The following is a 26,071-nucleotide window of genomic DNA, read 5'->3' as shown; positions in this document are numbered from 1 at the left end:
GACGCTTTCGCGAGCAGGGCTCCCTCCCACAGATTGTGTCGTTTATCCAATTTGTGGCTGGCAATGATCCCGTAGGAGCGGGCTTGCCCGCGAAGGCGGTGTGTCAGTTGAAGCCGGGTTGTCTGAGCTGACGCTTTCGCGAGCAGGGCTCCCTCCCACAGATTGTGTCGTTTATCCAATTTGTGGCTGGCAATGATCCCGTAGGAGCGGGCTTGCCCGCGAAGGCGTTGGGTCTGTGGCAGCAATGGTGACTGATCCCACGGGTTCGCCAACAAGCCGGCTCCTACGGGTTTTGCGCAAACCGAAAGACACCACCGTCTGTAGGAGTGAGCTTGCTCGCGATGGCGCCAGGTCAGTCAACACCGCACTCACCTGACCCAACGCATTCGCGAGCAAGCGCGCTCCTACGGACAAGCGGCCTGCGGCATCCCGATCAAACCAGTCCCCGCTCGCGGTAATCGATCAGGCTGGAGCACAGCGCCAACAGCAAGGCCACGCCGACAAAGAAAATCAGCACCAGAAAGTACGAGCCGGTGAATTGCACAATCAACCCGATCAGGATCGGCACCACCACCCCGGCCATGTTGCCGCAGAAGTTCATGGTTCCGGCCAGCACGCCGGTTTTCGAGGTACCGCCGAGGATCGCCGGCAGGCACCAGTACATGCCACACCAGCGGATGAAGAACATCGCCACGCACAGCAGGCCGATCGCCTGGCTGGCCTGGGCGGTGTACGCGGTGCCGAGCATGCACAGCGCCGCCACCAGCGCCGAACCGCTGAACATGCTGCGCATCACCAGATTCGGCGAAGCGCCGGAAGCCTTCCATTTGTCGCCCAGATAACCGCCGACCAGCTCACCGACAAAGCCACACATGAAGATCAGAAAAGTCGCGCCGCCCATGCCGGAAATGTTCAGGCCGTGGGTCTGGTGCAGGTAGCTGGGCATCCAGGTCAGCAGCCCGTAGAACACGCTGAGAATGCAGCAGTACCCGGCAAACATCGCCAGCACCGAGCGGTCCTTGAGCAGGGTCTTGAATGGAATGCTGGTGACCGCGCCCGGCTTGCTCACCGTGGTGTTGCCCTGGGTGATGTGCTCAAGCTCCGCAGCATTGACCGCCGGATGTTCGGACGGATGATTGCGGATGTATTTCCAGGCCAGCACGCCAGCGAGCATGGTGCCGACGCCGGCAATCACAAAGGCGATGCGCCAGGAATCGAACCAGCCGATCAGGCCGGCAATGATAATCGCACCGAAAGCGCTGCCCAGCGGCGCACCACCGTCCACCAGCACCGCGCCACGTCCACGCTCGTTGGGGGTCAGCCAGGCACCGTTGAGTTTGGCCCCGGCTGGCATGATCGGAGACTCGGCCAGACCCAGGCCCATGCGGGTGATCAGCAAGGTGACCCAGTTATGCGCCCCGGCCGCCAGCGCCTGAAAGGCACCCCAAGCCACCGTCGCCACGACGATCACCCGCCGAGTCTGAAAGCGGTCCAGCAGCATGCCGCCGGGAATCTGCATCAACGCGTAGGACCAGAAAAACGCGCTGAGCATCAGGCCTTCCAGCGCAGGCGGGATCTGAAACTCGCTGGAGATCAGCGGCAACGCCACCGACAGCGATGCGCGGTCGATGTAGTTGATCGCCGTCAGCATCAGCATGATGAAAAAGATACGCCAGCGGACATTGCTGGCGCGCGTGGTCGCGGATGCGGCTGCCAGAGGCAGGCTTTCGACACCTGGATTGTTCATGGAGGGGCACTCTTTATTGTTGTGAAGACCAGCGGCTTCACTCTAATCAGGCCCTGCCACGCTGAATAATGAGGGAAGCTGATTGACTGATCGCTTCGGCTCATCCCCCTCCTTCCCCCCCCTTTTTTCACCCCTTTTCCTGGGGGATGACAAAAGGTGATCGGTCGCTCAGACCTTTTCATTATCGACGCGTCATGACGCTGGCTACTGTGGGTCGCACATGTCTGCCGCCGGGCCCTGCAACGGTCCGCAGGCGGCTTGTCTCCAGACCAACAAGAACCGGAGCGACCCATGAACCCGTTTCAGTTTTACTTCCCCACCACCCTGAAAAGCGGCAACGGCCTGGCGCGTCAGGCCGGTGCACTGCTCAAGCCCCATGTCCGTCAGAAACTGCTGGTGGTCACCGACGATGGCCTGATGGCTTCAAAGGTGCTGGACGGCTTTTTCGCGTCGCTGACTGAAAGCGGTATCGCCTACGCGGTGTTTTCCGGCGTCGAAGCCAACCCCACCACCGACGTGCTGGATCGCGCCGTCGCGTTTCTCAAACAACACGAATGTGATTCGGTGATCGGTGTCGGCGGCGGCAGCAGCATCGACACCGCCAAAGGCGTCGCGGCCATGGCGACCAACCCCGGCAACATTCTCGATTACGAAGGCTACGACAAGCTGCTGCACCCGCCGCTGCCGATCTTCGCCATTCCGACCACGTCCGGCACCGGCAGCGAATGCACCGCGTCCACGGTGTTCACCAACACCCAGACCCTGTTCAAGACCGTGATCATCAGCCCGGCGCTATTCCCCTGGATGGCGATCCTCGACCCTGAACTGACCCTCAAGCTGCCGCCGTCGATCACCGCCGCCACCGGCATGGACGCACTGACCCACGCCATCGAATCCTACGTGTCGAAGCAGGCCAACCCGGTCAGCCAGGCCCTGGCACTGCAGGCGATCAAGATGATCTGCACGCACCTGCCGAAGGCGTTTTTCGCCGGTTCCGATCTGCAGGCGCGGGAGCAGATGCTGCTGGGTTCGTTCCTCGCCGGGGTGGCCTTCGCCCAGTCGAAACTGGGCAACGTTCACGCCATCTCGCACACCTTCGGCGGCGTGTTCAACATTGCCCACGGCATCGCCAACGCCACCCTGCTGCCCTACGTCATCGAATTCAACCTGCCGGCCTGCCCGGAGCTGTTCCGCGACATTGCCATCGCCATGGGTGAAAACGTCGACGGCCTGAACCCGATCCGTGCCGGGCACAAGGTGGTCGATCACGTCATGGCGCTGAACCGCGCCATCGGCATTCCCGACAACATCAAGGCCCTCGGCGTGGACCTGGATTACATGCCGCAGATGGTCAAGGACTCCATGCGCAGCGGCAACGTGCTGGTCAACCCGCGCCTGACCAGCGCTGCCGACGTCGAGCGCATCATCAGCAACGCCTACCACGGCATCCACGCTTTCACGCCACCTGCTCGCGAGGCCATCCCCAATGTTTTATGAAATGCGCACCTACACCCTGAAGATCGGCACCTTGCAGACCTACCTCAAGCACTTCGAGGAAAACGGCCTGCACGTGATCTCCCGTTACACCACGCTGGTGGGCTGGTGGTACACCGAAATCGGCGAGCTGAATCAGGTGGTGCACATCTGGGCCTACGAGAGCCTGGATGAACGCATCAAGAAACGCGCCGCGCTGTATCAGGACCCTGACTGGCTGGAAGGCTTCGTGCCCGTAGCCTTCCCGATGCTGGAAAAGATGGAATCGAAACTGTTGATGCCAGCGCAGTTCTCGCCGATCCGCTGAACCTGCCCTGCTGACCCCACGACTGACACCGACGGCACGCAGGTTGCGCCGTCGGCATCCACTGGAACCAAGGAAGCTTGCATGTGCGATCACAATGACAACAACAGCACCGTAGACCGCTCCCCCGACATCAAAGCCCTGCTCGAAGGCCTGCCGACCAACTGGGGCAAATGGGGGCCAGACGATGAAGTCGGCGCCCTGAACTACCTGCAAAGCGCGGAAATCCTGCGTGGCATTGCCGCCGTGCGCCAGGGCAAGACCTTCACCCTGCAAGTGCAGATCGGCCATCCCAAGGGTGAGCCGTTGTGGCCCGGCCGGCGTCCGTCGGTGCGCGCCAATGTGCTTGACCGCGGCCATTTCGTGGCCGGCAAGACCCACTTCGACGGCCATGTCGAATACGCCGACGACGTGATTTTCATGCACCTGCAAGGCTCGACCCAGTACGACGCGCTGGGCCACGTCTGGCATGACAACAAGCTGTGGAACGGCTTCGATGCGATGAGTACCATCGGCAGCATGGACAAGGCCAGTATCCTGCCCATCGCCGAACGCGGCATTGTTGGGCGTGCCGTGCTGATCGACATGGCCCGCCATCGCGGCAAGACGGTGCTGGACAAGGGCGAGACCTTCAACCACCTGGATCTGCTGGCGGCGGCGAAAGCCCAGGGCATCGAGATCCACAAGCGCGACATCCTGATCATCCGCACCGGCTGGATCGGCTCGTTCTATCACCGTGACCCGGAAGAGTTCTACAAGGACTTCGCCGAGCCGGGGCTGACCTTCAGCCGCGAACTGGTGGAGTGGTTTCACCAGATGGAAATCCCCAATCTGGTCACCGACACCATGGCCAACGAGGTTGCTGTCGATCCTGCGTCCGGCGTGTTGATCCCGCTGCACAACGCGCTGATGCGCAATCTGGGCGTGACCTTTACCGAAGTGGCCCTGCTCGACGACCTCGCCGCGGACTGCGCCGACGACGGCCAGTGGCAATTCCTCTACACCGCAGCCCCGTTGAAAGTGGTCGGCGGCACTGGCGCGCCGGTCAACCCGATCGTGATCAAGTAACCGCCCTCCCCGCGCTCGTCGAACGCCGCCATCGCTCTGGCGGCGTTCGCCACTTACACTCACCGGCATCCTGACAAAAACCCGGACAAGGTTGCCCATGCTGCCGTCTTTGCAAACCATCGCCTCCCGCCTGCGTCTGAAACAACTGCGGCTGCTGATCGCCCTCGACGAACAGGGTTCGCTGCACAAGGCCGCCGAACACATTTCCATCTCCCAATCCGGCGCGACCAAGGCGCTGCACGAAATCGAGGCGATTCTCGGCATGCCGCTGTTCGAGCGGCAGACCAAAGGCATGTTGCCCAATGATCTGGGGCGCTGCGTGATCCGTTATGCGCGGCTGATCTACAGCGACCTGGCGCACTTGCGCGAGGAGATGCTCGGCATCATGCAAGGCAGCGGCGGACGTCTGTCGGTGGGCGTGATCATGGGCGCCATGCCGATGATGACTCGGGCCATCTGCCGCCTGCGCGAGAAACAGCCGGACCTGTCGGTGGAACTGGTGGAGAACACCAGCGCAAATCTGCTGGCGCTGCTGGATGAAGGTCGTCTGGATCTGGCGATCTGTCGCACCAGCGTCAGCCAGCGCAGCGATGCCTACGAATACCGGATGCTGAGCCAGGAGCCGCTGAGTGTGGTAGCCACCGCCGCGCACCCGCTGGCCGGTCAGCAGAACCTGACGCTGGCGCAACTGGCCGACTATCGCTGGATCGTTTACCCGGCGCAGATGCCCATGCGCCAGACCCTGGAGCGCGAGCTGGAAAAGGCCGGGATGGAAGTCCCGCGCCATGCGCTGGAAACCTCATCGACCTTCGCCACTTTCATGTTGCTGCAGGAAGACCGCGAGTTGCTGGCGGTCATTCCCCGTGAAGTGGCGCGCTTCGGCGAGAAGTTCGGCATGCTGGTGCAACTGCCGGTGATGCTGCCGGCGCTGAGCCCGGCCTACGGCATCGTCCGCCGCGCCGGCAGCGACATCACGCCGGCGGCGCAACTGCTGATCGAAGAAGTGCTGGCTCAACTGGACGATGCCAACCCGGCGTTTACGCCGGGTCTGGCCTGACGCTCAATTCGCCCCGGATCGCGGGCAAGCGCGCTCCTACAGGTTTGATGCTGGCTGCAAAAACCACGATCTGTAGGAGTGAGCTTGCTCGCGATGGCGTTCAGTCAGGCAACCATGCAGTGCCTGAACCGGCGCCTTCGCGAGCAGGGCTCCCTCCCACCGGATTAGTGGCTCCAGCCGGGAGGCTATGCACTGACCTCGATCGATGTGGGAGCGGGCAAGCCCGCTCCCACAGGATTAGTGGTTCCGGCCGGGAGGCTATGCACTGACCTCAATCAGTGTGGGAGCGAATTCATTCGCGATGCGGTATTGCTGGCGACACATCCCTGTCGATCGGACTGACCTCTCGCGAATGAATTCGCTCCCACCAGTTCCCGATTGCCCGCTCCACCTCGGCGTGACACCGCACTGCTACGGGGCGAAGGCCTTCAGAAACCGGCATTCATCACGCCGGGAAGTTGGCTCGCAGTGCCGCCAGGCCGTCGCGGAAGATGCCGTCGAACAGGGCGATGGCTTCTTCGTCGCTGATGCCGTTGGGGGTGAAGCTGGCCGACCAGTTGACCCGGGCGGTGTGCGCATCAGCCAGGGCTTCGACGCGCAGGGTGGCGCGGTAGCCGGTCACGGCGAATGGTGCCTGGGTGATCGAGTAGCTGTACCAACGGCCAGCGTTGTCGAAGCCTTCCAGGCGTTCGATGATCACGTCGCCGTCCGGGGTTTCGAGGCTGCGCACGCGGCCGCCTTCGCTCAGTTCGCTTTTCGGGATGAACGGCAGCCAGTGAGGCAGCGAGTTGAAGCCGCCGATCAGTTGCCAGACGGTGTCGGGGGAAGCCGGAATGTCGATGAATGCGGAAGCTTGAGTCATGGGATTTCTCCAGTCAGACGAATCAGAATGGACCGGCCGGGCCGTTGATGAACCGCAGCCGGTCGGAACGGCAGGCCCTTGCCCGCCGTTCGACGCATGGACCGTGAGGCTTACGCCGGCACCGGTGCGTTGAGCGAAATCAGTCGGGCTTCGCGCAAGGCCGCCCAGAACGCTGCCGGAATCACCGCGTTCAGTGCCGCCACGTCTTCAGCCAGACGCTCCGGACGGCTGGCGCCAGGAATCACCGCTGCCACCGCCGGGTTGGCCAGAGCGAACTGCAGTGCTGCAGCCTTGATATCGACGCCATGGGCCTGGGCGATGCGCTTCATGTGCTCGACCTTGGCGACGATCTGCGGGTTGGCCTTCTGGTATTCGAAGTGCGCACCACCGGCGAGAATGCCCGAGCTGTACGGTCCACCGACGACGATTTCGGTGTTATGCGCTTTCGCTTCATCCATGACGCGTTGCAGGGCGCGTTCGTGGTCCAGCAGCGAGTAACGACCGGCCAGCAGGAAACCGTCGGGGTTGGCTTCGGCCAGACCCAGGGTCAGTTCGATCGGCTCGACACGGTTCACGCCCAGACCCCAGGCCTTGATCACGCCTTCTTCACGCAGGCGGGTCAGCACCTTGAAAGCGCCGGTGCGGGCCTGTTCGAAGTACTGCAGCCACTCGTCACCGTAGAAGTCCTGGGCGATGTCGTGAATCCAGACGATGTCCAGACGGTCGGTGCCCAGACGCTTGAGGCTGTCCTCGATGGAACGCAGGGTGGCATCGGCGCTGTAGTCGTTGACGATCTTGTTGCGCAGACCGTGCTCGAACACCCCGCTTTTCTCGCCCAGGTCACGGGCGCTGTTGTCCAGTTCGTCGAGGATCACCCGGCCGACCTTGGTGCTGAGCACGTAGTCGTCACGCTTGTGCTTGGCCAGGGCCTGGCCCAGACGGATTTCCGAAAGACCGGCGCCGTAGAACGGTGCGGTGTCGAAGTAACGCACGCCGGCATCCCAGGCGGCATCGACGGTTGCAGCGGCTTCGTTTTCAGGGATGTTGCGGAACATGTTGCCCAGTGGTGCAGCGCCGAAGCCCAGAACGCCAGGGAGTTTGTCTTTCAAGCTCATGGTTCTATCCTCAAGATCTGTCAGGGGTGGCCGCCGTTGTTGCGACCGTTGAGCAGATCCTAAATTGCCAAACCAAGACCGTCCAAGACACAATGCGACTGACTTGAGACCTTGCGAGCATCACATGATCGACCTCCGCCAACTTCGCTACTTCATCGTCACCGCCGAAGAGGAACACGTCGGCCGGGCCGCAGAACGCCTGCACATCTCGCAATCGCCGCTGAGCCGGCAGATTGCGCAGCTGGAAGACCACCTCGGTCTGACCCTGTTCGAGCGCAGCCAGCAACGCATCCGCCTGACCACCGACGGCCGCACCTTTCTGACCGAAGCCCGCGCCCTGCTCACCCACGCCAACCGTCTGGAGTCGCTGGGCAAGCGGCTGGGTCGTGGCGAGGAAGGCGGCCTGTGCATCGGTTACATCGAAAGCGCCATGCACGCCAACGTGCTGCCGGCGGCGCTGAGTGCGGTGCGCGAGATTCGCCCTGGCGTGCATATCGCGCTGTACCAGATGAGTTCGGCCGATCAGCTTGAAGGCCTGCGTCAGCGCAGCCTCGATGTGGCGCTGGTCAGCGAACCGCCGCTCGATGACGACCCGGACCTGGCCTGCCAGCAATTGCTGGAAGACCCGATGCTGCTGGCCCTGCCGATCAACCATCCGCTGGCCGCCATCGAGCGTCTGACGCCGACCGATCTGCAGGATCTGGACTGGATCGGCGTCAAGTCCAGCCAGGGCAACACGCCCCATGCCGAGTTCGTCGCCGCCTGCATCCGCGCCGGCTTCACTCCGCAGATCCGCCTGGAAGCCGCCGAGCCCTATACCGCGCTGGGGCTGGTGGCCGCAGGGCTGGGCATCGCCATGACCCAGAAAAGCCTGAATCAGGCCGCCCACCCCGGCGTGGTGTTCCGCGAACTGCCATGGCTGAGTTACACCATGCCGATGTGGGCAGCCTGGCACCGGATCAACCTGCGCCCGCTGGTGGAGACGTTCCGGATGATCCTGACCGGCCCCGAACCCGCGCCGTTCGTGCAACTCGCGCGGAGCGCCGATATGGCCGAGGTGCATTGAGCACAGGTTCGGCAGACCATGGCCCAACGCTTCCGCGCGCCGTCGACGGGCGCGCGGCCTATCGCGACTTCTGGGCGTTCAAGGAGTCGAAGAACGAGGTGATGTTGGCTGCCGACGCCTTCAATTGCCCGACCAGAAGGTCCATGGCGTTGTATTTGGCGGTCAACTTGGTCGTCAGGTTGGCGACCCGCAGATTCAACGCCGCCTGCTGATCCTGCAATTCGCTCTGCTGCTTGTTCAGGCTGGTCTTGCGCGAGTCGAACAGACCTCCGGTCTGGGTGTACGGCGTCAGCGCAGCATTCATCCGCGCCAGCAACCCATCGCCGCCGTCGCCGTCATTGCCGCTGAACAGCCGCTGTACATCGGCGGACAAACCCTTGTCGTTCATCGCCGACTTGAATCGGTTGTCGTCCAGCGAAAGCGTCCCGTCGGTCTGGCTGGTCATGATGCCCAGCTGCGACAACACGCTGAGATTGCCCCCGCCGACACTGGTCACCAACTGGTTGCGCATGGCCGAGAGAATCGCCCGGGGCATGGCGTCGCCGGTCAGTGCCGCCGGGGTCACGGTGGCGCCCGTGGTCGGGTCCGGCTTGTCGTTGATGGTGGCCTTGGTGACCGTCGACACCGCGCTGACCACAGCGTTGTAGGCCGTGATGAACGACTGCAGCGAGGTCTTCAACCCGTCGGTGTTGGTGCTGACGGTGACCGTGCTCTCGCTGTTGTTGCCGACCAGGTTCAGGGTCAAGCCACCCACCACGCCTTCGATCTTGTTGCTGGCACTGGTGAGCGGCATGCCGCCCAGGCTGTAATTCGCGTCAACGGGCCTGGCCCCGAGGTAGCCGGCGCTGCTGGCCGAGGTCGAATCCAGTGGCGCATCGGCCGCGATGGTGAAACCGGGGATGCTGCTGCGGGTGGTGATCTCAGAGTCCTTGCCGGTCACCGTCGAGCCGAACACCAGTCGCGTGCCCTTGTTGTCGGTGATCAGGTTGGCGCTGATCTGGGTGGTCTTGCTTTGCGCGTTGATCTGCCTGGCCACCGATTCAAGGGTTGCGCCCGCCGGAATGTCGTAGTTGTGCGTCACGCCGTTCTGGCTGATGCTGAGGCTGCCAGAGGGCACGGCGCTGCCTGTGCCACCGGGAAAAGCCGCCGTTGCCACCGAGGAGCTGGTGGCAATGTTGCTGACCTTGATGGTGTAAGTGCCCGGCACCGCGTTGTTGTTGGACGTGACCGTCAATGCGCTTTCATTCGACGACTTGGCCGCATACCCGGCAAACGCTGGCGCGTCCTTGTTGCCGAGGTTTTTCAATGCCGCCTGGAAAGCGGCGACCGCCGATTGCAGCGTGCCGATACCGGACAGCCGGGTGGTGACCTGTTTGGTCTGAGTGGTGATCTGGGTCTGCTTCGCCAGCTTGTCGGAATTGACCAGCGCCGCGACGATTTCGCCGATCGCCAGGCCCGATCCAAGACCAGTGGACGGCGTGATGGGGCTCGCCATGTATTTCTCCTTGCAGGTTGAATCGAGCCCGCTCGACAGCGCCGAACGACTCGGGTTATCAGAAAGTTTTCATTCCATGGATGCCACAAGACAGGCGTTGTCAGCGCCACTCACTTGCGTGGTTTTATTAACGCAATCACGAGCTTGTTGTTATCGCCGGACAATATTAACCACTGCATTCGCGCTGATAATTAACGACAGGCCGAACAGGCCGTGTGATGAAATTGAACAATCGAGCGGTAGTCCGAGCACTCGGTAATAATGCGCCGCCGACAACTTACAAAAGTGTTTCAACTCATTACACAAATCTATTTATTCGTTGAATAACCACACGCTGGCCCTTAACGCGGTCATCACTGAAATCGGTTCCGGTATTCGCGGGGAGACACTTCCAGATGCCGATGAAACGTCACCCGCATACGTTCCTGATCGCCAAAACCGCAGGCCGCCGCAATCTGCTCGATGCTCTGGTGCGAGTCCTGCAACATGCGTTGCGCCGCCCCCACCCGAAACAGCTCGACGGTCTTGGCCGGGGTGCGGCCGATTTTCTTTTTGTACAACCGGGTGAAGTTGCGCGGGCTCATGTTCATCCGCCCGGCCAACCGGCCCACTGTCAGGTCATCGTTGGCCAGGTTGTCGGCCAGCCAGAAATGCAGGTCGTCGAAGGTGTCGCAACTGGTCGACTGGGAGGCCAGCATCTCGCTGCATTGAGGCTGCCCGCCGGGGCGCTTGAGGAAGACCAGCAGTTCGCGCGCCACCTGCATGGCGATGTCCCGGCCACCATCCGCCTCGACCAGCGCCAGCGCCAGATCGATACCGGCCGTGACACCACCGGACGTCCAGGTGCCGCCCTGCTGGACGAACAGGCTCTGGCGGTCGACCTCGATGCCCGGAAACTGCGCCTGCAGCAGATCGCACATGGCCCAGTGGGTGGTCGCACGCTGTCCGCGCAACAGGCCGGCCTGGGCTAGCAGAAAGGTGCCGGTACAGACCGCCACCGTACGCCGGATTCCGCCGGCATGGTGTGCGAGCCAGTCCACCAGCGCATCCTTGTCGGCGCCGCCGCGCAGGATGTCCGGGCCGCCCGGCACCACCAGCGTATCGATCAGACCTTGCACCGCGTCGATCGGCTGGCTGTCGATGGCCACGCCTTCGGCGGTCACCAGCAAGCCGCCGCCGATGCTGGCCGTGCTGCACCGATAGCCCGCCCGTCCACGCTTCTGCAAGGCCCGGCTGGCGGTCCAGAACACGCTTTGCGCCCCGCTGAGGTCCAGCAGGCCCATGCCGGCATGGCCGAGAAAGACGACGTTACGCACCTCGGAAAAGGCATCAGTCATCACAGCCGACCTCCTCGGCGTGGTGGCCGGCGCCGACCTGTTCGTGGCCGCTCGCAAACGCCCGCGAACGCATGTGCTCGACCGCCCGGGCCGGCGTGGACCCGGTCTTGCGCTTGTACAGCCGACAGAAATTGCGCGGGCTCATCAAGGCTTTTTCGGCCAGCAGATCGACCGTCAACCTGCCCTCGCCCAAGTGGTTGCCGATCCACACATGCAGGTCGTGGAATACATCCGGGTTCCAGGACTGCGACCGGCGCAGCGTGCCGCTCACCTGCGCGTGCCGCCCCGGACGCCTGACGAACAGCGCGAGCTGGCGGGCCACGGCCATGCTGACGGGTCTGCCACAGTCTGCTTCGATCAGGTCCAGCGCCAGATCGATGCCGGAGAGCGCGCCCGCGCACGTCCAGAACGCCTCGCTTTGCGCAAACAGCGAATGGTCGTCCACCTTGATCTGCGGAGACTGCTCCCGCAGCGTCTGACTCGTCGCCCAGTGGATGCTCGCACGCCGGCCATCGAGCGCACCGGTGCGCGCCAGTAACCAGGTGCCTTCACCGCAAGCGATCAACCGGGCGACCCGCGTGACGGCGGCCGCCAGCCAGGCGACCAGCTCATCGTTTTGCGGGGCAGGCTCGGCCGGTGCAAGGCAGCCGCTGAGCACCAGGGTGTGGATCGCCACGTCATCGAATGCCGCGAGGGGCAAGGTGTCGATGCGACTGCCTTCGGCCGTCTGCACCAGCCCGCCGTGCAGGCTGGCCATCCTTATGCAGTAGGCGCCGTGTCCGCGCGCCAGTCGTTGGCGGCTGGCCTCCCAGAAGACCCGCTGAACACAGGCCAGATCGACCAGGCGCATATTGGGATAGGCGATGAAAACCACGTACTCCGAGCAGTGGGCACTGTCTTGGGTCACCGTATGGCACTCCATTGGCATGGCGGACGGCGTCGTCAGTCCGTGCAGCGTCGGCACGATCCCGTGACGGCAAAAAGCGCCGAAGCAGACCGTCATTGATCCGCGGAAAGATCCAGCGGCCCCAATGCTAGAGCGTTTGCGCAAAAGAATAATCAGCGCCCGGTGCGACAGCCTGTGCGCCGATATCGCACAATCCTCGCGCTTACTGAAAACCGCTGTCGGACTGTTTGAGGAAGTCGATGAACACCCGCAGCTTTTGCGGCATGGCAGTGCGATTGAAGTAGTACAGGGAGAGGTTTCGCAACGGGCTCCAGTCTTCCAGCACGCGGACCAGGCGCCCGTCCGCCAGGTAGTCCTGCACATAGCGGTCGTAGAAATAGGCAAAACCGTGCCCGTTCAGCGCAGCATTGAGCATGGTCATGCCGTCATTGCTGGAAATGCGCCCGCGCGTGTCGATTTCGACGTCCTGGCCATCCCGGGAAAACTGCCAGCGCTCATAGGCGCCGGTCACGGCGCTGTTGTAGCGGATGCAATCGTGCTGCATCAGTTGCGCCGGCACCTGCGGCACGCCGCGCAGCGCCACGTATTCCGGGGACGCCACGCACGCCATGCGGATACCGGCACCCAATGGCACGGTGACCATGTCCTGTTCCAGAATCTTGTTGACGCGGATGCCGGCGTCGTAGCCATCGCTGACGATGTCGACCAGCCGGCTTTCAATGGCGATGTCCAGATTGATGTCGGGATAGGCGTCGAGGAAGCGCCGCAATACCGGTTCGAGAAACATCACGTAGCCACTGCGCGACATCGTCAGGCGCAGCGTCCCGGCGGGCCGTTCGGCCACTTGCGCGAGGTCCGAGAAGGCGCCCTTCAGTTCGCGGACCATTGGCGCGACGCGCCGGTAGAACACTTCGCCAGCCTCAGTCAGCCCGACACTGCGTGTGGTCCGGTTGAACAGCCTGACCCCTGCGCGTTTTTCCAACTGACGAATCGCATGGCTGATGGCCGATTTGCTGACGCCCATCATCACGGCCGCTGCCGTAAAACCACGGGCATCGGCAACGCACACAAAAACCGTCAGCAATTCAAAGCCGTCTGTATCGATTGTCAAATTTGATTTCACATGCCGTGGAATAAGAAGTGGATTATCGCCGCATTGCCAGACATTACAATGCCTGCCTCTCGTCTTAATGACAGTGCGCACGCACTAAACAACGACTCGAAAATACAACTACCGTTAGATATCGATCTCATCGTTTGCCCGGCCTGTGCCGGGCTTTTTTATTGCGCCACTGAATACGTTATTCGACGATTACGTGCGCCTCACAAATATTTAACCGGCCACAACAATTAACTTATGTCATTACATGCACTTAACGAAGCCATGCCTGCTGCTTTCATTCATGCGGCCACCTCCTGTTGTTGCGCGACCGGCAGCGCCACCGAAAACACCGCGCCGCCCTCTTCGCCCGCTCCGGCCCAGATCCGGCCTTCGTGATACGTCACGATGGAGCGACAGATCGACAGGCCCATTCCCAACCCTTCGGCTTTGGTGGTGAAGAACGGACTGAACAGCGAGGCGAACACATCGGTCTTGATGCCGGGCCCGCGATCACAGACCTCAAGCAACGCCTCACTGCCATGGGCACGGCTTCGCACGGTGAGGATTCTCGCGCGCGGCTCGACGGCGCTCATCGCCTGGCAGGCATTGATGATCAGGTTGAGCACCACCTGCTGCAGCTGTACGCGGTCCGCGCAGATCAGCACCGGGCCGGCCTGCAAATCCAGGCGCAGCTTGACGTGGTGGCGACTGAGTTCGTATTTCACCAGGCCCAGCGTTTCGTTGACGATGTCGCTGAACGATTCCGGCTGGCGAACCGGATGGCAATTGCGCGACAAGGTTCGGACACGCTGGATGACCTCGGCGGCGCGGATGGAGCTGCTGATCATGCGGTCGATGGACGAACGGACCTCTCCCAGGTCGGGTTCGGCGCGGTTCAGCCAGCGATGACAGGCTTCGCCGCTGGCGCGGATAGAGGCCAGCGGCTGGTTGACTTCATGGGCGATGGAGGTCGCAAGTTCACCCAGTGCCGTCACCCGGGCGACATGGGCCAGCTGAGCCTGGGACTGACACAGCGCTTCCTTGGCCTGCTTGCTGTCGGTGACATCCATCACCGCACCGACGTACTCGAAACCGTCATGGGCGCCGGACAGCGGGTTGGCGATCAGGTGGATGTGCTTGATACGGCCATCGAGCATCAGCAGGCGGTGCTCGACTTCCAGGCGCGGGTCATGCCGCGAAGCGCTCTCGAAGATGGCCTCTGCCAGATGACGGTCCTCGGGGTGTACCCGCGCGAGGATCTTGAGCATGGTCGGCGCCTGCGAGGGTGGGTACTCGAAGATGTTGGCCGCTTCTTCGGACCAGAAGATCACCGACTGATCGACCTTGAAGCCGACGCTGCCGACCCGGCTCAGCCGCTGCGCACCGGTCATGTAGGCCTGACTGCGGCGCAGTGCGTCGGCGATCCGCTTGCTTCTGACGGCCAGGTAGGTGATGGCCGACAGCGACACCACGCAACGGATGTAGGCCCCTGTCGCCTCGGTGTTCAGGTAATCCCTGTCGACGACGAAAATCACGCTCAACACCGCCATGCAGGCCAGCGAGACCGTCCACACCATCCTTACGGAAAACACGTTCGCCGACATCAGCACCAGAGTCATGTAGAGCACCGTGGTGGCAACGCTCAGTTGCGTATAGAACTTGAAGATGACGACAAAGGCGGCCACGGCGACAGCCAGCAGCAAGGCCATCGCGTCGGTGTCCAAGTCATCTTTTGTCAACGTCATAAAGGTCATGAGGTTATCCGTTGTGGCGACGTGAAGTGATGGGTACGGACAAGGGCGTGGCGACGCTGGAGAAGCACCGGCCGGTCGATGGCAACCCCTTGAAAGTCCTGAACCTTATGGGTTTCAAGATAATCAAAACGGTGACCGTTCATCTGGACAAATACCCCTGCATTCTGGACATTTCGCCAGGCCCTGCGCAGGGTCGGAACGCCGTGCTCGTCACTCCACACTGACGGTCAATTCATAACGCTGCCCCGTGGCTGGCGTGCGGGTCAGGGTCACATGGCCGCTGCCAACGTCGACGCGGGCAGGCCTGGCCTTCATGATCGACTCGTCGACCACATGGGGTACCGACATGCCCAGCGCCCTGACGGCAAGTCGTTTGGTCGCCTTGACCAACTCACGCTTCGCCGCGTCGTCATCGGCGGCGGATGCCACTTGAACAGTCAGCTTCAACCGTTGAGGGATGCCATCGGTTCCTTCGGCGGTGTAGGCAATCGTGCTGCCGGCGGCGTTGGCCGACACGCTTCGCGCCTCGCTGGCGCAGCCTTCGCGCCCGTCGGAGCCCGGCGCCCACTCGCCGGCACGCAGTTGGGTGTCCCTGAGCAAGCCGCACACTTGAGAGGTCGAGCTGACGCGCAGTTCGGCGACGCAACCGAAGGAGACGGATGCCGCCACGATGGCGAGGGTTGAACGCAACATGATGTTTCCCCGGAGTGGTTGAAAGCAGGCAATGGCCGCGATGGCCCGGGCAGACAACACGCCCCATGGCGTCAGCCGGAACCTTCTCAGTAAAGCCTGAAAAAACGCCGGCATTGTGGCGTGGATTGTCCGGGTCCATTGTGCAGTTTCATTTGACGGCCCGTCCGTCGCCCCGCCGGCTCCGGGATGAATTCGAAGAGATGCACGTGTTGGTCTACGCTAAAACACGCCACGGATGCGGAAAATAACCTTAAACGCAGCCGAATTATGACATTTGCGCAGATTAATAACGAAATATTTGCGCATTGCGCAAACAGGCATGAAATTTATGTTTACTTGCGCAGTGACGATCACTAAGATCGGATCACCCGGATGACCCGCACGCGAGTCACCCAAGCTTTCCAAAACCCGGAAACACGAGTCATGGCTGCATCGACAAAACAACAACGAACAGTCTCGGTCCCGCTCCTGCCGCTGCCGCTGCCGGCCAGCGCCGCATTCGCTCGCAGCAGGCATCGACCATGAAACGTATCGTCAACCTGCCCATGGCCCTGCGCCGTTCCAAGCTGCGTCACTCCGCACGCCCGCCAGATACCGCCCTGCCCGCCTGAACGCGCGTTTCAGACGCGTCAGGCTCAAGCCTTTCTTCACATCTGCCCTGACACCCCGGCTCGCCTCGGCGATTGCTCCGTGTCTGGAGCTCTGTGCTTGCAGCTCTATGCCTGTAGCTCCGCACTTGTAGCTCTGTGCCTGGCTCTGGGCCCTGTATCTGCGCGCCTGCATGGCGCAAAAAGTGAGAACGACGATGAAATTCGCAGCCCTTGAAGACGCCAAGACCTTTCTGGCGCAAAACCCCGATATCGACATGTTCGAGCTGTTCATTCTCGACGCCAACGGTGTGCCTCGCGGCAAGCTGCTGCACCGCGAAGAACTGCTCGCGGTCTATGAAAGCGGGCGACCACTGCCCAGCACCATTCTCGGCCTGACCGTGCAAGGCGAAGACGTGGAAAACTCCGGGCTGGTCTGGGATGTCGGCGACATCGATTGCCGTGCCTACCCGCTGGAGGGCAGCCTGGTGCGCCTGCCGTGGCGGCAGATTCCTACCGCTGCCGTGCAGGTCAGCATGCACCCCAGCGAAGGCATGCCCGCCGCCATCGCCGACCCTCGGCACCTGCTGATCAAGATCATCGAGCGGCTGAAGGCCGAGGGTTATCACCCGGTGATGGCTTGCGAGCTGGAGTTCTACCTGCTCGACGCCAAACGCGACCACAACGGCCGTCCGCAACCGGCGCTGGACGCCGACGGCGGTCGCCCTCGCCACACCCAGGTCTACGGCCTGCGCGAGCTGGAGCAGATCGAGCCGTTCCTCGCCGATCTGTACAGCGCCTGCAAGCTGCACGACATTCCCGCACGCACGGCGATTTCCGAATACGCGCCCGGCCAAGTGGAAATCACCCTGGAACACGGCGACGCGCTGGAGGCCATGGATCAGGCCGTGCGCTACAAACGGCTGGTCAAGGCCGTCGCCCACAAGCACGGCATGCAAGCGACCTTCATGGCCAAGCCGTTCGACGATCTGGCCGGCACCGGCATGCACATGCACGTCAGCCTCGCCGATGCCGACGGCCACAATCTGTTTGCCTCGGAAGACCCGGCCGGTACGCCGCTGCTGCGTCAGGCGGTGGGCGGCATGCTCAAATCGCTGCTGGATTCGCTGCTGTTGTTCTGCCCGAACGCCAACTCCTACCGTCGTTTTCAGGCCAACAGCTACGCGCCGCTGGCGCCGACCTGGGGCGTCGACAACCGCACCGTCAGCCTGCGCGTGCCGGGTGGCCCGGCCAACAGCCGGCACATCGAACACCGCATCTGCGGCGCCGATGCCAACCCGTATCTGGCGGCAGCGGCGATTCTTGCCGGCATTCATCGCGGCATCAGTGAAAACATCGATCCGGGCGCCCCGGTGGAAGGCAACGGCTATGCCCAGGCCACGCAGTTGCTGCCCACCGACTGGCTGACCTCGCTGACCGCGCTGGAGCAGTCCGCGTGGGCACGGGATGCACTAGGCCCGGAGTTTCTCGGGGTCTATCTGGCGGTCAAGCGTGCCGAATACCGGCAGTTCATGGCAGAAGTGGGTGAGCAGGACTGGCGCTGGTATCTGACGCAAGCCTGAGTCGGATTTGCCACAGCCCATGCCGGCGCGGCTTCGCCCGCGCCTCCTGCGAACTGACTGAACGACGGGTATCGATATGACTCAGCGCTGCAATTCCTATTACACCGCAACCCTTGACCGGGAAACGGATTACCCCACCCTGCAAGGCCATCACCGCGTCGACGTGGTGATCATCGGCGGCGGTTTCACCGGTGTCGCCACCGCCGTGGAGCTGGCAGAAAAAGGCCTCAAGGTCGCCATCGTCGAAAGCCACAAGATCGGCTGGGGCGCCACCGGCCGCAACGGCGGGCAAGTCACTGGCAGCCTGTCGGGCGACGAAGCCATGCGCAAACAGATGCGCAAGACCCTCGGCCGCGAGGTCGACGATTTCATCTGGCACCTGCGCTGGCGCGGCCACGAAATCATCCGCCAGCGGGTCGCCAGCTACGGCATCCAGTGCGACCTGCGCCATGGCCATCTGCATGCGGCCTACAAACCCGGCCACCTCAAGGGTCTGCAAAACGACTACGACGAAGCGGTACGTCGCGGCATGGGCGATGAAGTCAGCCTGCTCGACCGCAGCCAGGTGCGCGACATCCTGCAGAGCGACCTGTACTACGGCGCCATCAAGAACACCCGCAACATGCACCTGCACCCGCTCAACCTGTGCATCGGCGAGGCGCGGGCGGCGGAAAGCCTGGGCGCGCTGATCTTCGAAAACAGCGAAGTGCTGCAGATCGTCCATGGCGACCAGCCGGCGGTGGTCACCGCGCAAGGCCGCATCGACGCCAGCCAGGTGCTGCTGGCCGGCGACGTCTACCACAAGCTGGAACCGGGCAAGCTCAAGGGCAAGATTTTCCCGGCCATGGGCGGCATCGTCACCACCGCGCCGCTGGGTGAGCTGGCCCGCGAACTCAACCCGGAAAACCTCGCGGTCTACGACTGCCGCTTCGTCCTCGATTACTACCGCATGACCGCCGACGGCCGTCTGCTGTTCGGCGGCGGCGCCAACTACAGCGGCAAGGATTCCCGCGACATCGCCGCCGAGTTGCGTCCGTGCATCGAGGCGACTTTCCCGGCGCTCAAGGGCGTGCAGATCGACTATCAGTGGAGCTGCGCCATGGGCATCGTCATCAACCGCATCCCGCAACTGGGCAAGCTCTCGGACAACGTCTGGTACTGCCAGGGTTACTCCGGCCACGGCATCGCCACCAGCCACATCATGGGCGAGATCATGGCCGAAGCCATCACCGGGCAACTGGCGCACTTCGAAACGTTCGCCGCCTGCCAGCACATTCGCGTGCCGATGGGCGACCTGCTCGGCAACCCGATGCTGGCCGCCGGCATGTGGTACTACCAGATGCTTGAGCGGCTGCGCTGAGCGATCCCCTTTCACAGGAACCGAACATGAATCACCTCACTCGCTCCGATTGGGAGCAACGCGCCGCCGTCCTGTCACCACGCCATCAGGCGTTTATCGACGGCGACTATCGCGACGCCGTCAGCGGCGACACCTTTGACTGCATCAGCCCTCTCGACGGACGCCTGCTGACCCGCGTCGCCAGTTGTGCCGAGGCCGATGCCGACCTGGCGGTGGCCAATGCCCGTGCTGTTTTCGAGTCCGGCGTCTGGTCACGTCTGGCGCCAGTAAAACGCAAGGCCGTACTGATCCGCCTCGCCGAGCTGATGGAACATCACGCCGAGGAACTGGCCCTGCTGGAAACCCTCGACATGGGCAAACCGATCGGCGACGCGCTGAGCATCGACATCCCCGGTGCTGCCCGGGCGATCCGCTGGTACGGCGAGGCCATCGACAAGGTCTACGACGAAATCGCCGCGACCGAACACGACCAACTGGGCCTGATCACCCGCGAACCGGTGGGCGTTGTCGCTGCGATCGTGCCGTGGAATTTCCCGCTGTTGATGGCCTGCTGGAAGCTGGGGCCGGCGCTGGCGGCCGGCAACTCGGTGATCCTCAAGCCTTCGGAGAAATCGCCGCTGACCGCCATCCGCCTGGCGCAACTGGCCGTCGAGGCCGGAATACCCAAGGGCGTGTTCAACGTGCTGCCGGGCTTCGGTCATACCGTCGGCAAGGCGCTGGCGCTGCATATGGACGTCGACACCCTGGTGTTCACCGGCTCGACGCGCATCGCCCGGCAACTGATGGTCTACGCCGGCGAGTCGAACATGAAACGTGTGTGGCTGGAGGCCGGTGGCAAGAGCCCACACATCGTCTTTGCCGATGCCGCAGATTTGCAATCCGCCGCCGAAGCCGCCGCCAGCGCGATTGCCTTCAATCAGGGCGAGGTCTGTACCGCCGGTTCGCGGCTGTTGATCGAACGTTCGGTCAAAGAGCGTTTCATGCCGCTGCTGGTGGAGGCGCTGCAAAGCTGGCGCCCCGGCCATCCGCTGGACCCTGCGACCAGGGTCGGCGCGTTGGTGGACGGCCAGCAACTGGACACCGTACTCGGCTACATCCAGCAAGGCATCGATCAGGGCGCCAGGCTGGTGTGTGGCGGCAAGCGCACGCTGGAGGCGTCTGGCGGCGTGTTTGTCGAGCCGACGATTTTCGATGGCGTCGACAACGCGATGCGCATCGCCCAGGAGGAAATCTTCGGCCCGGTGTTGTCGGTGATCACCTTCGACACAGCGGAACAGGCCATTGCCATTGCCAACGACAGCCCGTTTGGCCTCGCCGCCGGCGTATGGACCGCCGACCTGTCGAAAGCCCACCTGACCGCCAAAGCACTACGCGCCGGCAGCGTGTGGGTCAACCAGTACGACGGCGGCGACATGACCGCACCCTTTGGTGGCTTCAAACAATCGGGTAACGGCCGAGACAAATCGCTGCATGCGCTGGACAAGTACACTGAGCTGAAGGCGACCTGGATCAAGCTTTGATTTGAGAGATGGCGTCGGTTGCGGGTTGACCGCTATGGAGGCCCTTGTGGGAGCGAACTCATTCGCGATAGGCATGCCAGCCGACGCACATCCAGCGTCTGGAACAGTGCATCGCGAATGAATTCGCTCCCACGATGGATCGTGGTGGCATTGATGAAATGGAATACCGATTTTCTGATGCCGACCGAAAACCGTGGGAGGGAGCCCTCCCACACAAGATATACGTGTGCCCGCACCGTCGCGGCTGTAGTCGAGGCTTTGCGGCAAAGGTTGTAAAGGGAATCCCCGGTGGGAGCGAATTCATTCGCGAAAAGGCATTCCAGCCGACGCACATGCAGCGTCTGGAACAGCACATCGCGAATGAATTCGCTCCCACAATGGGTCGTGGTGGCGTTGATGAGATGGAACACCGGTTTTCTGATGCTGGCTGAGGTCCGTGGGAGGGAGCCCTGCTCGCGAAGGCGTCGTGACAGGCAATATTGCAGTGTCTGACATACCGCTTTCGCGAGCAGGGCTCCCTCCACACAAGATATTCGTGTGCCCGCACCGTCGCGGCTGTGGTCGAGGCTGGGGGGCGCACAGGTTGTAAAGGGAATCCCCGGTGGGAGCGAATTCATTCGCGAAAAGGCATTCCAGCCGACGTACATCCAGCGTCTGGAACACCGCTTCGCGAATGAATTCGCTCCCACAATGGATCGTGGTGGCATTGATGAAATGGAATACCGATTTTCTGATGCCGGCCGAAGACCGTGGGAGGGAGCCCTGCTCGCGAAGGCGTCGTGACAGGCAATATTGCAGTGTCTGACATACCGCTTTCGCGAGCAGGGCTCCCTCCCACGCAGAACAGGTGTGATCAGCCTCTGCCCTGCGCCACGAATTGCAGCATCCATTGCGCAATCACAACACCGTCGTGGCTGCGGTCGAGGCTTGTGCTGGCTTGCTGGTACAGGCTTTCGCCGTACGTTTCCCGGCGAATATTCAGCAGCGACCGGGCGTAGTCGGCGACGAACTCCGGGTGCCCCTGGAAGCACAGTACCTGATTCCCGACCCGATACGCCGCCAGCGGGCAGAACGCGCTGGAGGCCAGCAATTGCGCGTCGACGGGCAACGCCGTGACCTGATCCTGATGAGACACCAGCAGGTCGAAGCCCGACAACGACGGGGTCATCCAGGTCAGTTGCTGCTCCAGTTGATAATGCTGAACACCCAGCCCCCAACCACGCGCCGAGCGCCCGCATTCGCCGCCCAGTACCAGCGCCAGGATCTGGTGACCGAAACAGATACCCAGCAGCTTGTCGCCGCTCTGGTAGCGCTGCTTCAGATAGTCGCGCAACGTGGCGATCCACGGTTCATCGCCAAACGCGTCGGCCTTGCTGCCGGTAACCAGGTAGGCGTCGAAATGCTGGTCTTGCGCCGGGTAGTGCCCGTCCACCACGTTGAACACGCTGAATGTGGCTGGCAACGGCTGACGGGCGAACAATTGTTGGAACATCTGGCCGTAGCCATGAAAGTCGGCGACCAGCTCGGGCCGCAGGTGATCGGTTTCGAGGATGCAGATGGAGAGCATGGGAATTCCTGAGAGGAGAAAGGCAGACACCTGTAGGAGCGCGGCTTGTCCCGCGACCGGCTGCGAAGCAGTCGTAAATTCAGAAAACACGATATGACAGGTAAAACGCATTAACTGGTTTTACGACGACTTCGTCGCCGGTCGCGGGACAAGCCGCGCTCCTACAGGGAGGTATTGCGCGTTCAGAGATCGAGCACCAGCCTCGCGGTTTTTGCCCGGGACACGCAGACCATCATCACGTTGTTGCGCGCCCGTTCGCTGTCGGTCAGCAGCATGTCGCGGTGGTCGATCTCGCCGTCGAGCACGCGGGTTTCGCACATGCCGCACACGCCTTGTTCGCAGGACGACGCCACGTCGACGCCGTTGTCACGCAGCGCCTGCATGACCGAACAATGGGACGGCACGCCGATTTCCTTGCCGCTGCGGGCAAGAATCACGGTCAGCTCACCCTCGCCCGTCGAGGCCGACAACGGCGCTGCACTGAAGCGCTCCAGGTGCAGACGCGCACCCAGTTCCTGGGCGTCGAACCGTGCCGTCAACGCATCGAGCAACACCCCCGGCCCGCAGCTGTAGGTTTCCGCACCGGCTGCCGCGCGCGCGGCGATGCGTTCCAGATCGAGCAGACCGAACTCGTCAGCCGGGAGGATTTCCACCTGTTCGCGGCCATAGCCCTGCAACGACTCAAGGAACGCCATCGAACGCCGCGAACGGCCGCCATACACCAGATGCCAAGGGATGTCGGCGCGCTCGGCGGCGAGAATCATCGGCAGGATCGGCGTGATACCGATTCCCCCGGCGACGAACTGGTACGCCTGCGCCGGGGCCAGCGCAAAGGCATTGCGCGGTTCGCTGATGAAGATCCGCTGACCGACGCGCAAGCCGTCATGCACTTCCCGCGAGCCGCCGCGGCCCTTTTCCTCACGCAGCACGGCGATGCGCAAATGCCCGCGCTCGGCCGGGTCGCTGCACAACGAATACTGGCGGACCGTACCGCCGGGCAGGCGCACATCGATGTGCGCCCCCGCGTCCCACGCCGGCAACTCGCCCTGCAACGGCGTGAACTCCAGCGACATCACGCCATCGGCTTCCAGACGCATGGCGCGGATCAGCATTTCCCTGCCTGGACCTGCGCCTGCGCGGCTCATGCCACCTTCTCCGCAGATTCCGGCACGGCGCGGTCCATGAACTCGCGAAACGCCCGGCGATAGTTGAGGGTGAACAGGTCGGCCGGCACCGAGTGCTCGACGAACACGCCGTCCCAGTCGATTTCCCGGGGGAAGATACCGGCGGCAATCGGCATGTCTTCCAGGTACACCATCTCTTCGATGCGCAGGTTTTCCTGCAGGTCGGCGCCCTTGAAATCCACGGCGTTGGCCACGCCCCAGAAGATTTTCACCTCGTCATAGGCCACCGGGCTCGGGAAGCCAGCGACGATGCGCTTGCCGAGGCGCTCGTAGTCATAGGTGATAGTCGCCAGCCCCGGCGCCGCGCAGTGGTAATACATCATGCAGTCGCCGTCGTTGGCCCATTCGCCGTCACCGGCATCCAGCGGTCGCTCCATGACCACGTCGAGGCCTTCGCGGCGCACCTTCAGCGGTTCCACTTCATGCTTGCTCGGGCCCATGGAAACGAAATGCACGAACGGGAAATGTGCCACGTCGCGGAAGTTTTCGATGGCCACCGCGACACCGGTCGGCGAATGCAGCGGCTCTGCGGCCAGCCACTGGAAGTCGATGCCTTGCCACTGCTGCGGGTCGTACAGTTCCTCGACCGGGTCTTCCAGCACGGTCCAGACGTGGGCGAAGCGCTCGATCACCGGGTAGGTCTTGATCGCGGCCTGAGGCGGGATCTTGCATTGATCGGCCAGCGACGGCACATGGCTGCAGCGACCGGTTTCGGCCGAGAACTGCCAGCCGTGATACGGACAGGAGATGTTTTCACCGTGGACCTGGCCCAGGGCGAAATCGGCGCCGCGATGCGGGCAACGGGCATCCTGCACCACGGCCTTGCCGGATTCGGTGCGGTACACCACCAGGCGCTGACCCAGCAGGGTCGCGGACTGTGGCGTGGCCAGGTCGACGCTGCGAGCCACCGGGAACCACTGGCGACGCATCGCCGCTTCTGCGCGTTGGCGCTGAGTCATTGTTGTGCTCATGTTGAATTCCTCATCAGGCTCGAAGCTTAAATACCGACCACCAGCGCACCGCCGTTCACCGCCAGCACCTGGCCGCTGATGAACGCCGCTTCGTCACTGGCGAGAAAGGCCACGGCGGCGGCGATTTCTTCCGGATGCACCAGACGGCCCAGCGGAATGTTGTTTTTTTCGCCCTCGATGTATTCCTCGGGGACCATGCGCGTGAGGATTGCGCCAGGGGTGATCGCGTTGACCAGAATCCCCTCGCCGACGAACTCCTTGGCCAGGGTTTTCATCAGGCCCAGCTGTGCGGTCTTCGACACCATGTAGCCGTAGGAATGGCCGTCCGGCACCTGGCCCCACTGCGAGTTGATGAACACCACCCGTGGCGCCGCGCTCTGGCGCAGGGCCGGCAGCGCGGCGCGGGTCAGGTAAAGCGGCGCATGCACGTTGATCGCCAGCAACTGGTTGAAGTTGGCGTCGTCGGTCTGCTCAAGGCCAGTCAGCGAGTACATCATCCCGGCGTTGTGGACGAGGATGTCGAGGCGACCCAGTTGCGCGACGACGCTGGCGACCATCGCTTCTGCAGCCGCCTTGTCGGTGATGTCGCAGGCGATGGCGATGGCCTTGCCACCGGCTTCGCAAATGTCGGCAGCGGTGGCGCGGGCCACGTCTTCGTCGATGTCGTTGACCACCACGTAAGCGCCACGGGCCGCCAACAGACGGGCGTGGGCGCGCCCGGCGCCCCGGCCGGAGCCGGTGATCAGGGCCACACGGCCGGTGAATTGCTGCGCCTTGGGGTCGAGCTCAAGCACGGCTGACGGGGCGACCCGGGCGTGCTGGCTGGCAATGGACACTGTCATTTGTTGTTCTCCTTGAAGACAGGTTTCAGATCTTGTGCGGTTCGGTGACGTAGAGCATGTTGCCGTCCGGGTCGAACATCGGCCGGTAGCGGTAGTGGGTGCCGTTGGGGTGCTGCCATTCGATCGGCTTGTCGGTGACCCACTCGACCTTGCCGTCGAGGAAGGCCATGGCCTCGTCGAGGCTTTCCACTTCGAAGGCGAAGGAGTCGAAGCCCGGCTTGTCTTTCAGGTTCACCGCCGTGCGGCGCTCCACCGGGGTCTCACTTTCGGTGTGAAACAGGTACAGGGTCAGGTTGCCGGTCTCGATGGCGGCCCAGCGCTCTTCGGCCACATACGGCAGGAAGAAACCGAGGCCGAGGGTGCCGTGGTAGAAGTCCACCAGCCGCTGGACGTCGTGGGTGAGGATGTCCATGTTGTCGACACGTTTGAGTTTGAGCATGGGAGTGGTCTCCTTTT

At 62.8% G+C, this 26,071-nt stretch carries 23 protein-coding genes; 8 read left to right on the top strand and 15 right to left on the bottom strand.

The features are described from left to right. Both ACIPL0_RS23055 and ACIPL0_RS23050 read right to left on the bottom strand, forming a co-directional pair. A partial coding sequence (locus ACIPL0_RS23055; protein WP_400731611.1) for a hypothetical protein occupies positions 1-272 on the bottom strand: 272 nt, incomplete at its 3' end. Positions 273-433: 161 nt separating this feature from the next. Next, positions 434-1,747 (bottom strand): MFS transporter, encoded by a 1,314-nt coding sequence (locus ACIPL0_RS23050; RefSeq protein ID WP_400599689.1) that lies wholly within the window; start codon positions 1,745-1,747, stop codon positions 434-436. Positions 1,748-2,038: 291 nt separating this feature from the next. On the opposite strand from ACIPL0_RS23050, the gene ACIPL0_RS23045 reads away from it, so the two are divergent. The 4 genes from ACIPL0_RS23045 to ACIPL0_RS23030 all read left to right on the top strand — a co-directional run bounded on the left by ACIPL0_RS23045 (position 2,039) and on the right by ACIPL0_RS23030 (position 5,670). Further along, positions 2,039-3,244 carry an iron-containing alcohol dehydrogenase gene (locus ACIPL0_RS23045; protein WP_400599690.1) on the top strand — a complete coding sequence of 402 codons (1,206 nt, stop codon included), beginning with the start codon at positions 2,039-2,041 and terminating at the stop codon, positions 3,242-3,244. Then, entirely contained in the window at positions 3,234-3,548 is a 315-nt protein-coding gene (locus ACIPL0_RS23040; protein WP_400599691.1) for an NIPSNAP family protein, read from the top strand. The genes ACIPL0_RS23045 and ACIPL0_RS23040 overlap by 11 nt, the downstream gene beginning before the upstream one ends. Before the next feature lie 81 nt (positions 3,549-3,629). Further along, positions 3,630-4,613, top strand: coding sequence for a cyclase family protein (locus ACIPL0_RS23035; RefSeq protein WP_400599692.1), 984 nt, complete (start codon positions 3,630-3,632; stop codon positions 4,611-4,613). A 97-nt stretch (positions 4,614-4,710) separates the two neighbouring features. Continuing rightward, positions 4,711-5,670 carry a LysR family transcriptional regulator gene (locus ACIPL0_RS23030; RefSeq protein WP_400599693.1) on the top strand — a complete coding sequence of 320 codons (960 nt, stop codon included), beginning with the start codon at positions 4,711-4,713 and terminating at the stop codon, positions 5,668-5,670. A gap of 445 nt (positions 5,671-6,115) precedes the next feature. Here the strand turns inward: ACIPL0_RS23030 and ACIPL0_RS23025 are convergent, their stop codons facing one another. Beyond that, a complete protein-coding gene (locus ACIPL0_RS23025) occupies positions 6,116-6,532 on the bottom strand; it encodes an SRPBCC family protein (RefSeq protein WP_400599694.1) in 417 nt (138 codons plus the stop codon). A gap of 110 nt (positions 6,533-6,642) precedes the next feature. After that, positions 6,643-7,647, bottom strand: coding sequence for an aldo/keto reductase (locus ACIPL0_RS23020; protein ID WP_400599695.1), 1,005 nt, complete (start codon positions 7,645-7,647; stop codon positions 6,643-6,645). A 124-nt stretch (positions 7,648-7,771) separates the two neighbouring features. On the opposite strand from ACIPL0_RS23020, the gene ACIPL0_RS23015 reads away from it, so the two are divergent. Next, positions 7,772-8,713: a LysR substrate-binding domain-containing protein gene (locus ACIPL0_RS23015; RefSeq protein WP_400599696.1), complete on the top strand. Its 942-nt coding sequence runs from the start codon at positions 7,772-7,774 to the stop codon at positions 8,711-8,713. A gap of 58 nt (positions 8,714-8,771) precedes the next feature. On the opposite strand, the gene fliD is transcribed toward ACIPL0_RS23015, so the two are convergent. The 6 genes from fliD to ACIPL0_RS22985 all read right to left on the bottom strand — a co-directional run bounded on the left by fliD (position 8,772) and on the right by ACIPL0_RS22985 (position 16,001). Continuing rightward, positions 8,772-10,208 (bottom strand): flagellar filament capping protein FliD, encoded by a 1,437-nt coding sequence (gene fliD, locus ACIPL0_RS23010; protein WP_400599697.1) that lies wholly within the window; start codon positions 10,206-10,208, stop codon positions 8,772-8,774. Positions 10,209-10,561: 353 nt separating this feature from the next. Beyond that, positions 10,562-11,545, bottom strand: a complete 984-nt coding sequence (locus ACIPL0_RS23005) for a GlxA family transcriptional regulator (protein ID WP_400599698.1) — start codon at positions 11,543-11,545, stop codon at positions 10,562-10,564. Continuing rightward, positions 11,538-12,548: a GlxA family transcriptional regulator gene (locus tag ACIPL0_RS23000; protein WP_400599699.1), complete on the bottom strand. Its 1,011-nt coding sequence runs from the start codon at positions 12,546-12,548 to the stop codon at positions 11,538-11,540. Before ACIPL0_RS23000 ends, ACIPL0_RS23005 begins: the two co-directional genes overlap by 8 nt. A 106-nt stretch (positions 12,549-12,654) precedes the next feature. Further along, positions 12,655-13,563 (bottom strand): LysR substrate-binding domain-containing protein, encoded by a 909-nt coding sequence (locus ACIPL0_RS22995; RefSeq protein WP_400599700.1) that lies wholly within the window; start codon positions 13,561-13,563, stop codon positions 12,655-12,657. 290 nt (positions 13,564-13,853) lie between these two features. After that, the gene (locus ACIPL0_RS22990; protein WP_400599701.1) at positions 13,854-15,299 is read right to left on the bottom strand and encodes a sensor histidine kinase; all 1,446 of its coding nucleotides are present in this window, start codon (positions 15,297-15,299) and stop codon (positions 13,854-13,856) included. A gap of 219 nt (positions 15,300-15,518) precedes the next feature. Further along, positions 15,519-16,001 (bottom strand): hypothetical protein, encoded by a 483-nt coding sequence (locus ACIPL0_RS22985; RefSeq protein WP_400599702.1) that lies wholly within the window; start codon positions 15,999-16,001, stop codon positions 15,519-15,521. Between the two features lie 805 nt (positions 16,002-16,806). On the opposite strand from ACIPL0_RS22985, the gene ACIPL0_RS22980 reads away from it, so the two are divergent. The 3 genes from ACIPL0_RS22980 (at position 16,807) to ACIPL0_RS22970 (ending at position 21,051) form a co-directional block, all read left to right on the top strand. Further along, the gene (locus tag ACIPL0_RS22980; protein WP_400599703.1) at positions 16,807-18,171 is read left to right on the top strand and encodes a glutamine synthetase family protein; all 1,365 of its coding nucleotides are present in this window, start codon (positions 16,807-16,809) and stop codon (positions 18,169-18,171) included. 76 nt (positions 18,172-18,247) lie between these two features. Continuing rightward, positions 18,248-19,531, top strand: a complete 1,284-nt coding sequence (locus ACIPL0_RS22975) for an NAD(P)/FAD-dependent oxidoreductase (RefSeq protein ID WP_400599704.1) — start codon at positions 18,248-18,250, stop codon at positions 19,529-19,531. 26 nt (positions 19,532-19,557) lie between these two features. Beyond that, entirely contained in the window at positions 19,558-21,051 is a 1,494-nt protein-coding gene (locus ACIPL0_RS22970; RefSeq protein ID WP_400599705.1) for an aldehyde dehydrogenase, read from the top strand. Positions 21,052-21,904: 853 nt separating this feature from the next. Here the strand turns inward: ACIPL0_RS22970 and ACIPL0_RS22965 are convergent. The 5 genes from ACIPL0_RS22965 to ACIPL0_RS22945 form a co-directional block, all read right to left on the bottom strand. Beyond that, a complete protein-coding gene (locus ACIPL0_RS22965) occupies positions 21,905-22,618 on the bottom strand; it encodes an amidotransferase (RefSeq protein WP_400599706.1) in 714 nt (237 codons plus the stop codon). Between the two features lie 182 nt (positions 22,619-22,800). After that, entirely contained in the window at positions 22,801-23,763 is a 963-nt protein-coding gene (locus ACIPL0_RS22960) for a PDR/VanB family oxidoreductase (RefSeq protein ID WP_400599707.1), read from the bottom strand. Beyond that, complete coding sequence (locus tag ACIPL0_RS22955; RefSeq protein ID WP_400599708.1) at positions 23,760-24,773, bottom strand: Rieske 2Fe-2S domain-containing protein; 1,014 nt, start codon at positions 24,771-24,773, stop codon at positions 23,760-23,762. The genes ACIPL0_RS22960 and ACIPL0_RS22955 overlap by 4 nt, the downstream gene beginning before the upstream one ends. Before the next feature lie 26 nt (positions 24,774-24,799). Then, a complete protein-coding gene (locus ACIPL0_RS22950; RefSeq protein WP_400599709.1) occupies positions 24,800-25,615 on the bottom strand; it encodes an SDR family NAD(P)-dependent oxidoreductase in 816 nt (271 codons plus the stop codon). A gap of 25 nt (positions 25,616-25,640) precedes the next feature. Continuing rightward, positions 25,641-26,054: a VOC family protein gene (locus tag ACIPL0_RS22945; protein ID WP_400599710.1), complete on the bottom strand. Its 414-nt coding sequence runs from the start codon at positions 26,052-26,054 to the stop codon at positions 25,641-25,643. Between the last annotated feature and the right edge of the window lie 17 nt (positions 26,055-26,071).

The sequence above is a fragment of the Pseudomonas sp. NPDC090208 genome, assembly GCF_044746785.1.
Lineage (GTDB): Bacteria > Pseudomonadota > Gammaproteobacteria > Pseudomonadales > Pseudomonadaceae > Aquipseudomonas.
Note: the sequence above shows the minus strand (reverse complement) of the source record. Positions and strands in the feature narration are given on the sequence as shown.

Bases quoted from the DNA above. Each gene is read 5' to 3' on its own strand.
- ACIPL0_RS22960 (WP_400599707.1), bottom strand. From the start codon at position 23,763: ATGAGCCGCGCAGGCGCAGGTCCAGGCAGGGAAATGCTGATCCGCGCC.
- ACIPL0_RS23040 (WP_400599691.1), top strand. From the start codon at position 3,234: ATGTTTTATGAAATGCGCACCTACACCCTGAAGATCGGCACCTTGCAG.
- ACIPL0_RS23005 (WP_400599698.1), bottom strand. From the start codon at position 11,545: ATGACTGATGCCTTTTCCGAGGTGCGTAACGTCGTCTTTCTCGGCCAT.
- ACIPL0_RS23015 (WP_400599696.1), top strand. From the start codon at position 7,772: ATGATCGACCTCCGCCAACTTCGCTACTTCATCGTCACCGCCGAAGAG.
- ACIPL0_RS22945 (WP_400599710.1), bottom strand. From the start codon at position 26,054: ATGCTCAAACTCAAACGTGTCGACAACATGGACATCCTCACCCACGAC.
- ACIPL0_RS23000 (WP_400599699.1), bottom strand. From the start codon at position 12,548: ATGACGGTCTGCTTCGGCGCTTTTTGCCGTCACGGGATCGTGCCGACG.
- ACIPL0_RS23035 (WP_400599692.1), top strand. From the start codon at position 3,630: ATGTGCGATCACAATGACAACAACAGCACCGTAGACCGCTCCCCCGAC.
- ACIPL0_RS23050 (WP_400599689.1), bottom strand. From the start codon at position 1,747: ATGAACAATCCAGGTGTCGAAAGCCTGCCTCTGGCAGCCGCATCCGCG.
- ACIPL0_RS22955 (WP_400599708.1), bottom strand. From the start codon at position 24,773: ATGAGCACAACAATGACTCAGCGCCAACGCGCAGAAGCGGCGATGCGT.
- ACIPL0_RS22990 (WP_400599701.1), bottom strand. From the start codon at position 15,299: ATGACGTTGACAAAAGATGACTTGGACACCGACGCGATGGCCTTGCTG.
- ACIPL0_RS22970 (WP_400599705.1), top strand. From the start codon at position 19,558: ATGAATCACCTCACTCGCTCCGATTGGGAGCAACGCGCCGCCGTCCTG.
- fliD (WP_400599697.1), bottom strand. From the start codon at position 10,208: ATGGCGAGCCCCATCACGCCGTCCACTGGTCTTGGATCGGGCCTGGCG.
- ACIPL0_RS23045 (WP_400599690.1), top strand. From the start codon at position 2,039: ATGAACCCGTTTCAGTTTTACTTCCCCACCACCCTGAAAAGCGGCAAC.
- ACIPL0_RS22985 (WP_400599702.1), bottom strand. From the start codon at position 16,001: ATGTTGCGTTCAACCCTCGCCATCGTGGCGGCATCCGTCTCCTTCGGT.
- ACIPL0_RS22950 (WP_400599709.1), bottom strand. From the start codon at position 25,615: ATGACAGTGTCCATTGCCAGCCAGCACGCCCGGGTCGCCCCGTCAGCC.
- ACIPL0_RS23025 (WP_400599694.1), bottom strand. From the start codon at position 6,532: ATGACTCAAGCTTCCGCATTCATCGACATTCCGGCTTCCCCCGACACC.
- ACIPL0_RS23030 (WP_400599693.1), top strand. From the start codon at position 4,711: ATGCTGCCGTCTTTGCAAACCATCGCCTCCCGCCTGCGTCTGAAACAA.
- ACIPL0_RS22975 (WP_400599704.1), top strand. From the start codon at position 18,248: ATGACTCAGCGCTGCAATTCCTATTACACCGCAACCCTTGACCGGGAA.
- ACIPL0_RS22965 (WP_400599706.1), bottom strand. From the start codon at position 22,618: ATGCTCTCCATCTGCATCCTCGAAACCGATCACCTGCGGCCCGAGCTG.
- ACIPL0_RS23020 (WP_400599695.1), bottom strand. From the start codon at position 7,647: ATGAGCTTGAAAGACAAACTCCCTGGCGTTCTGGGCTTCGGCGCTGCA.
- ACIPL0_RS22980 (WP_400599703.1), top strand. From the start codon at position 16,807: ATGAAATTCGCAGCCCTTGAAGACGCCAAGACCTTTCTGGCGCAAAAC.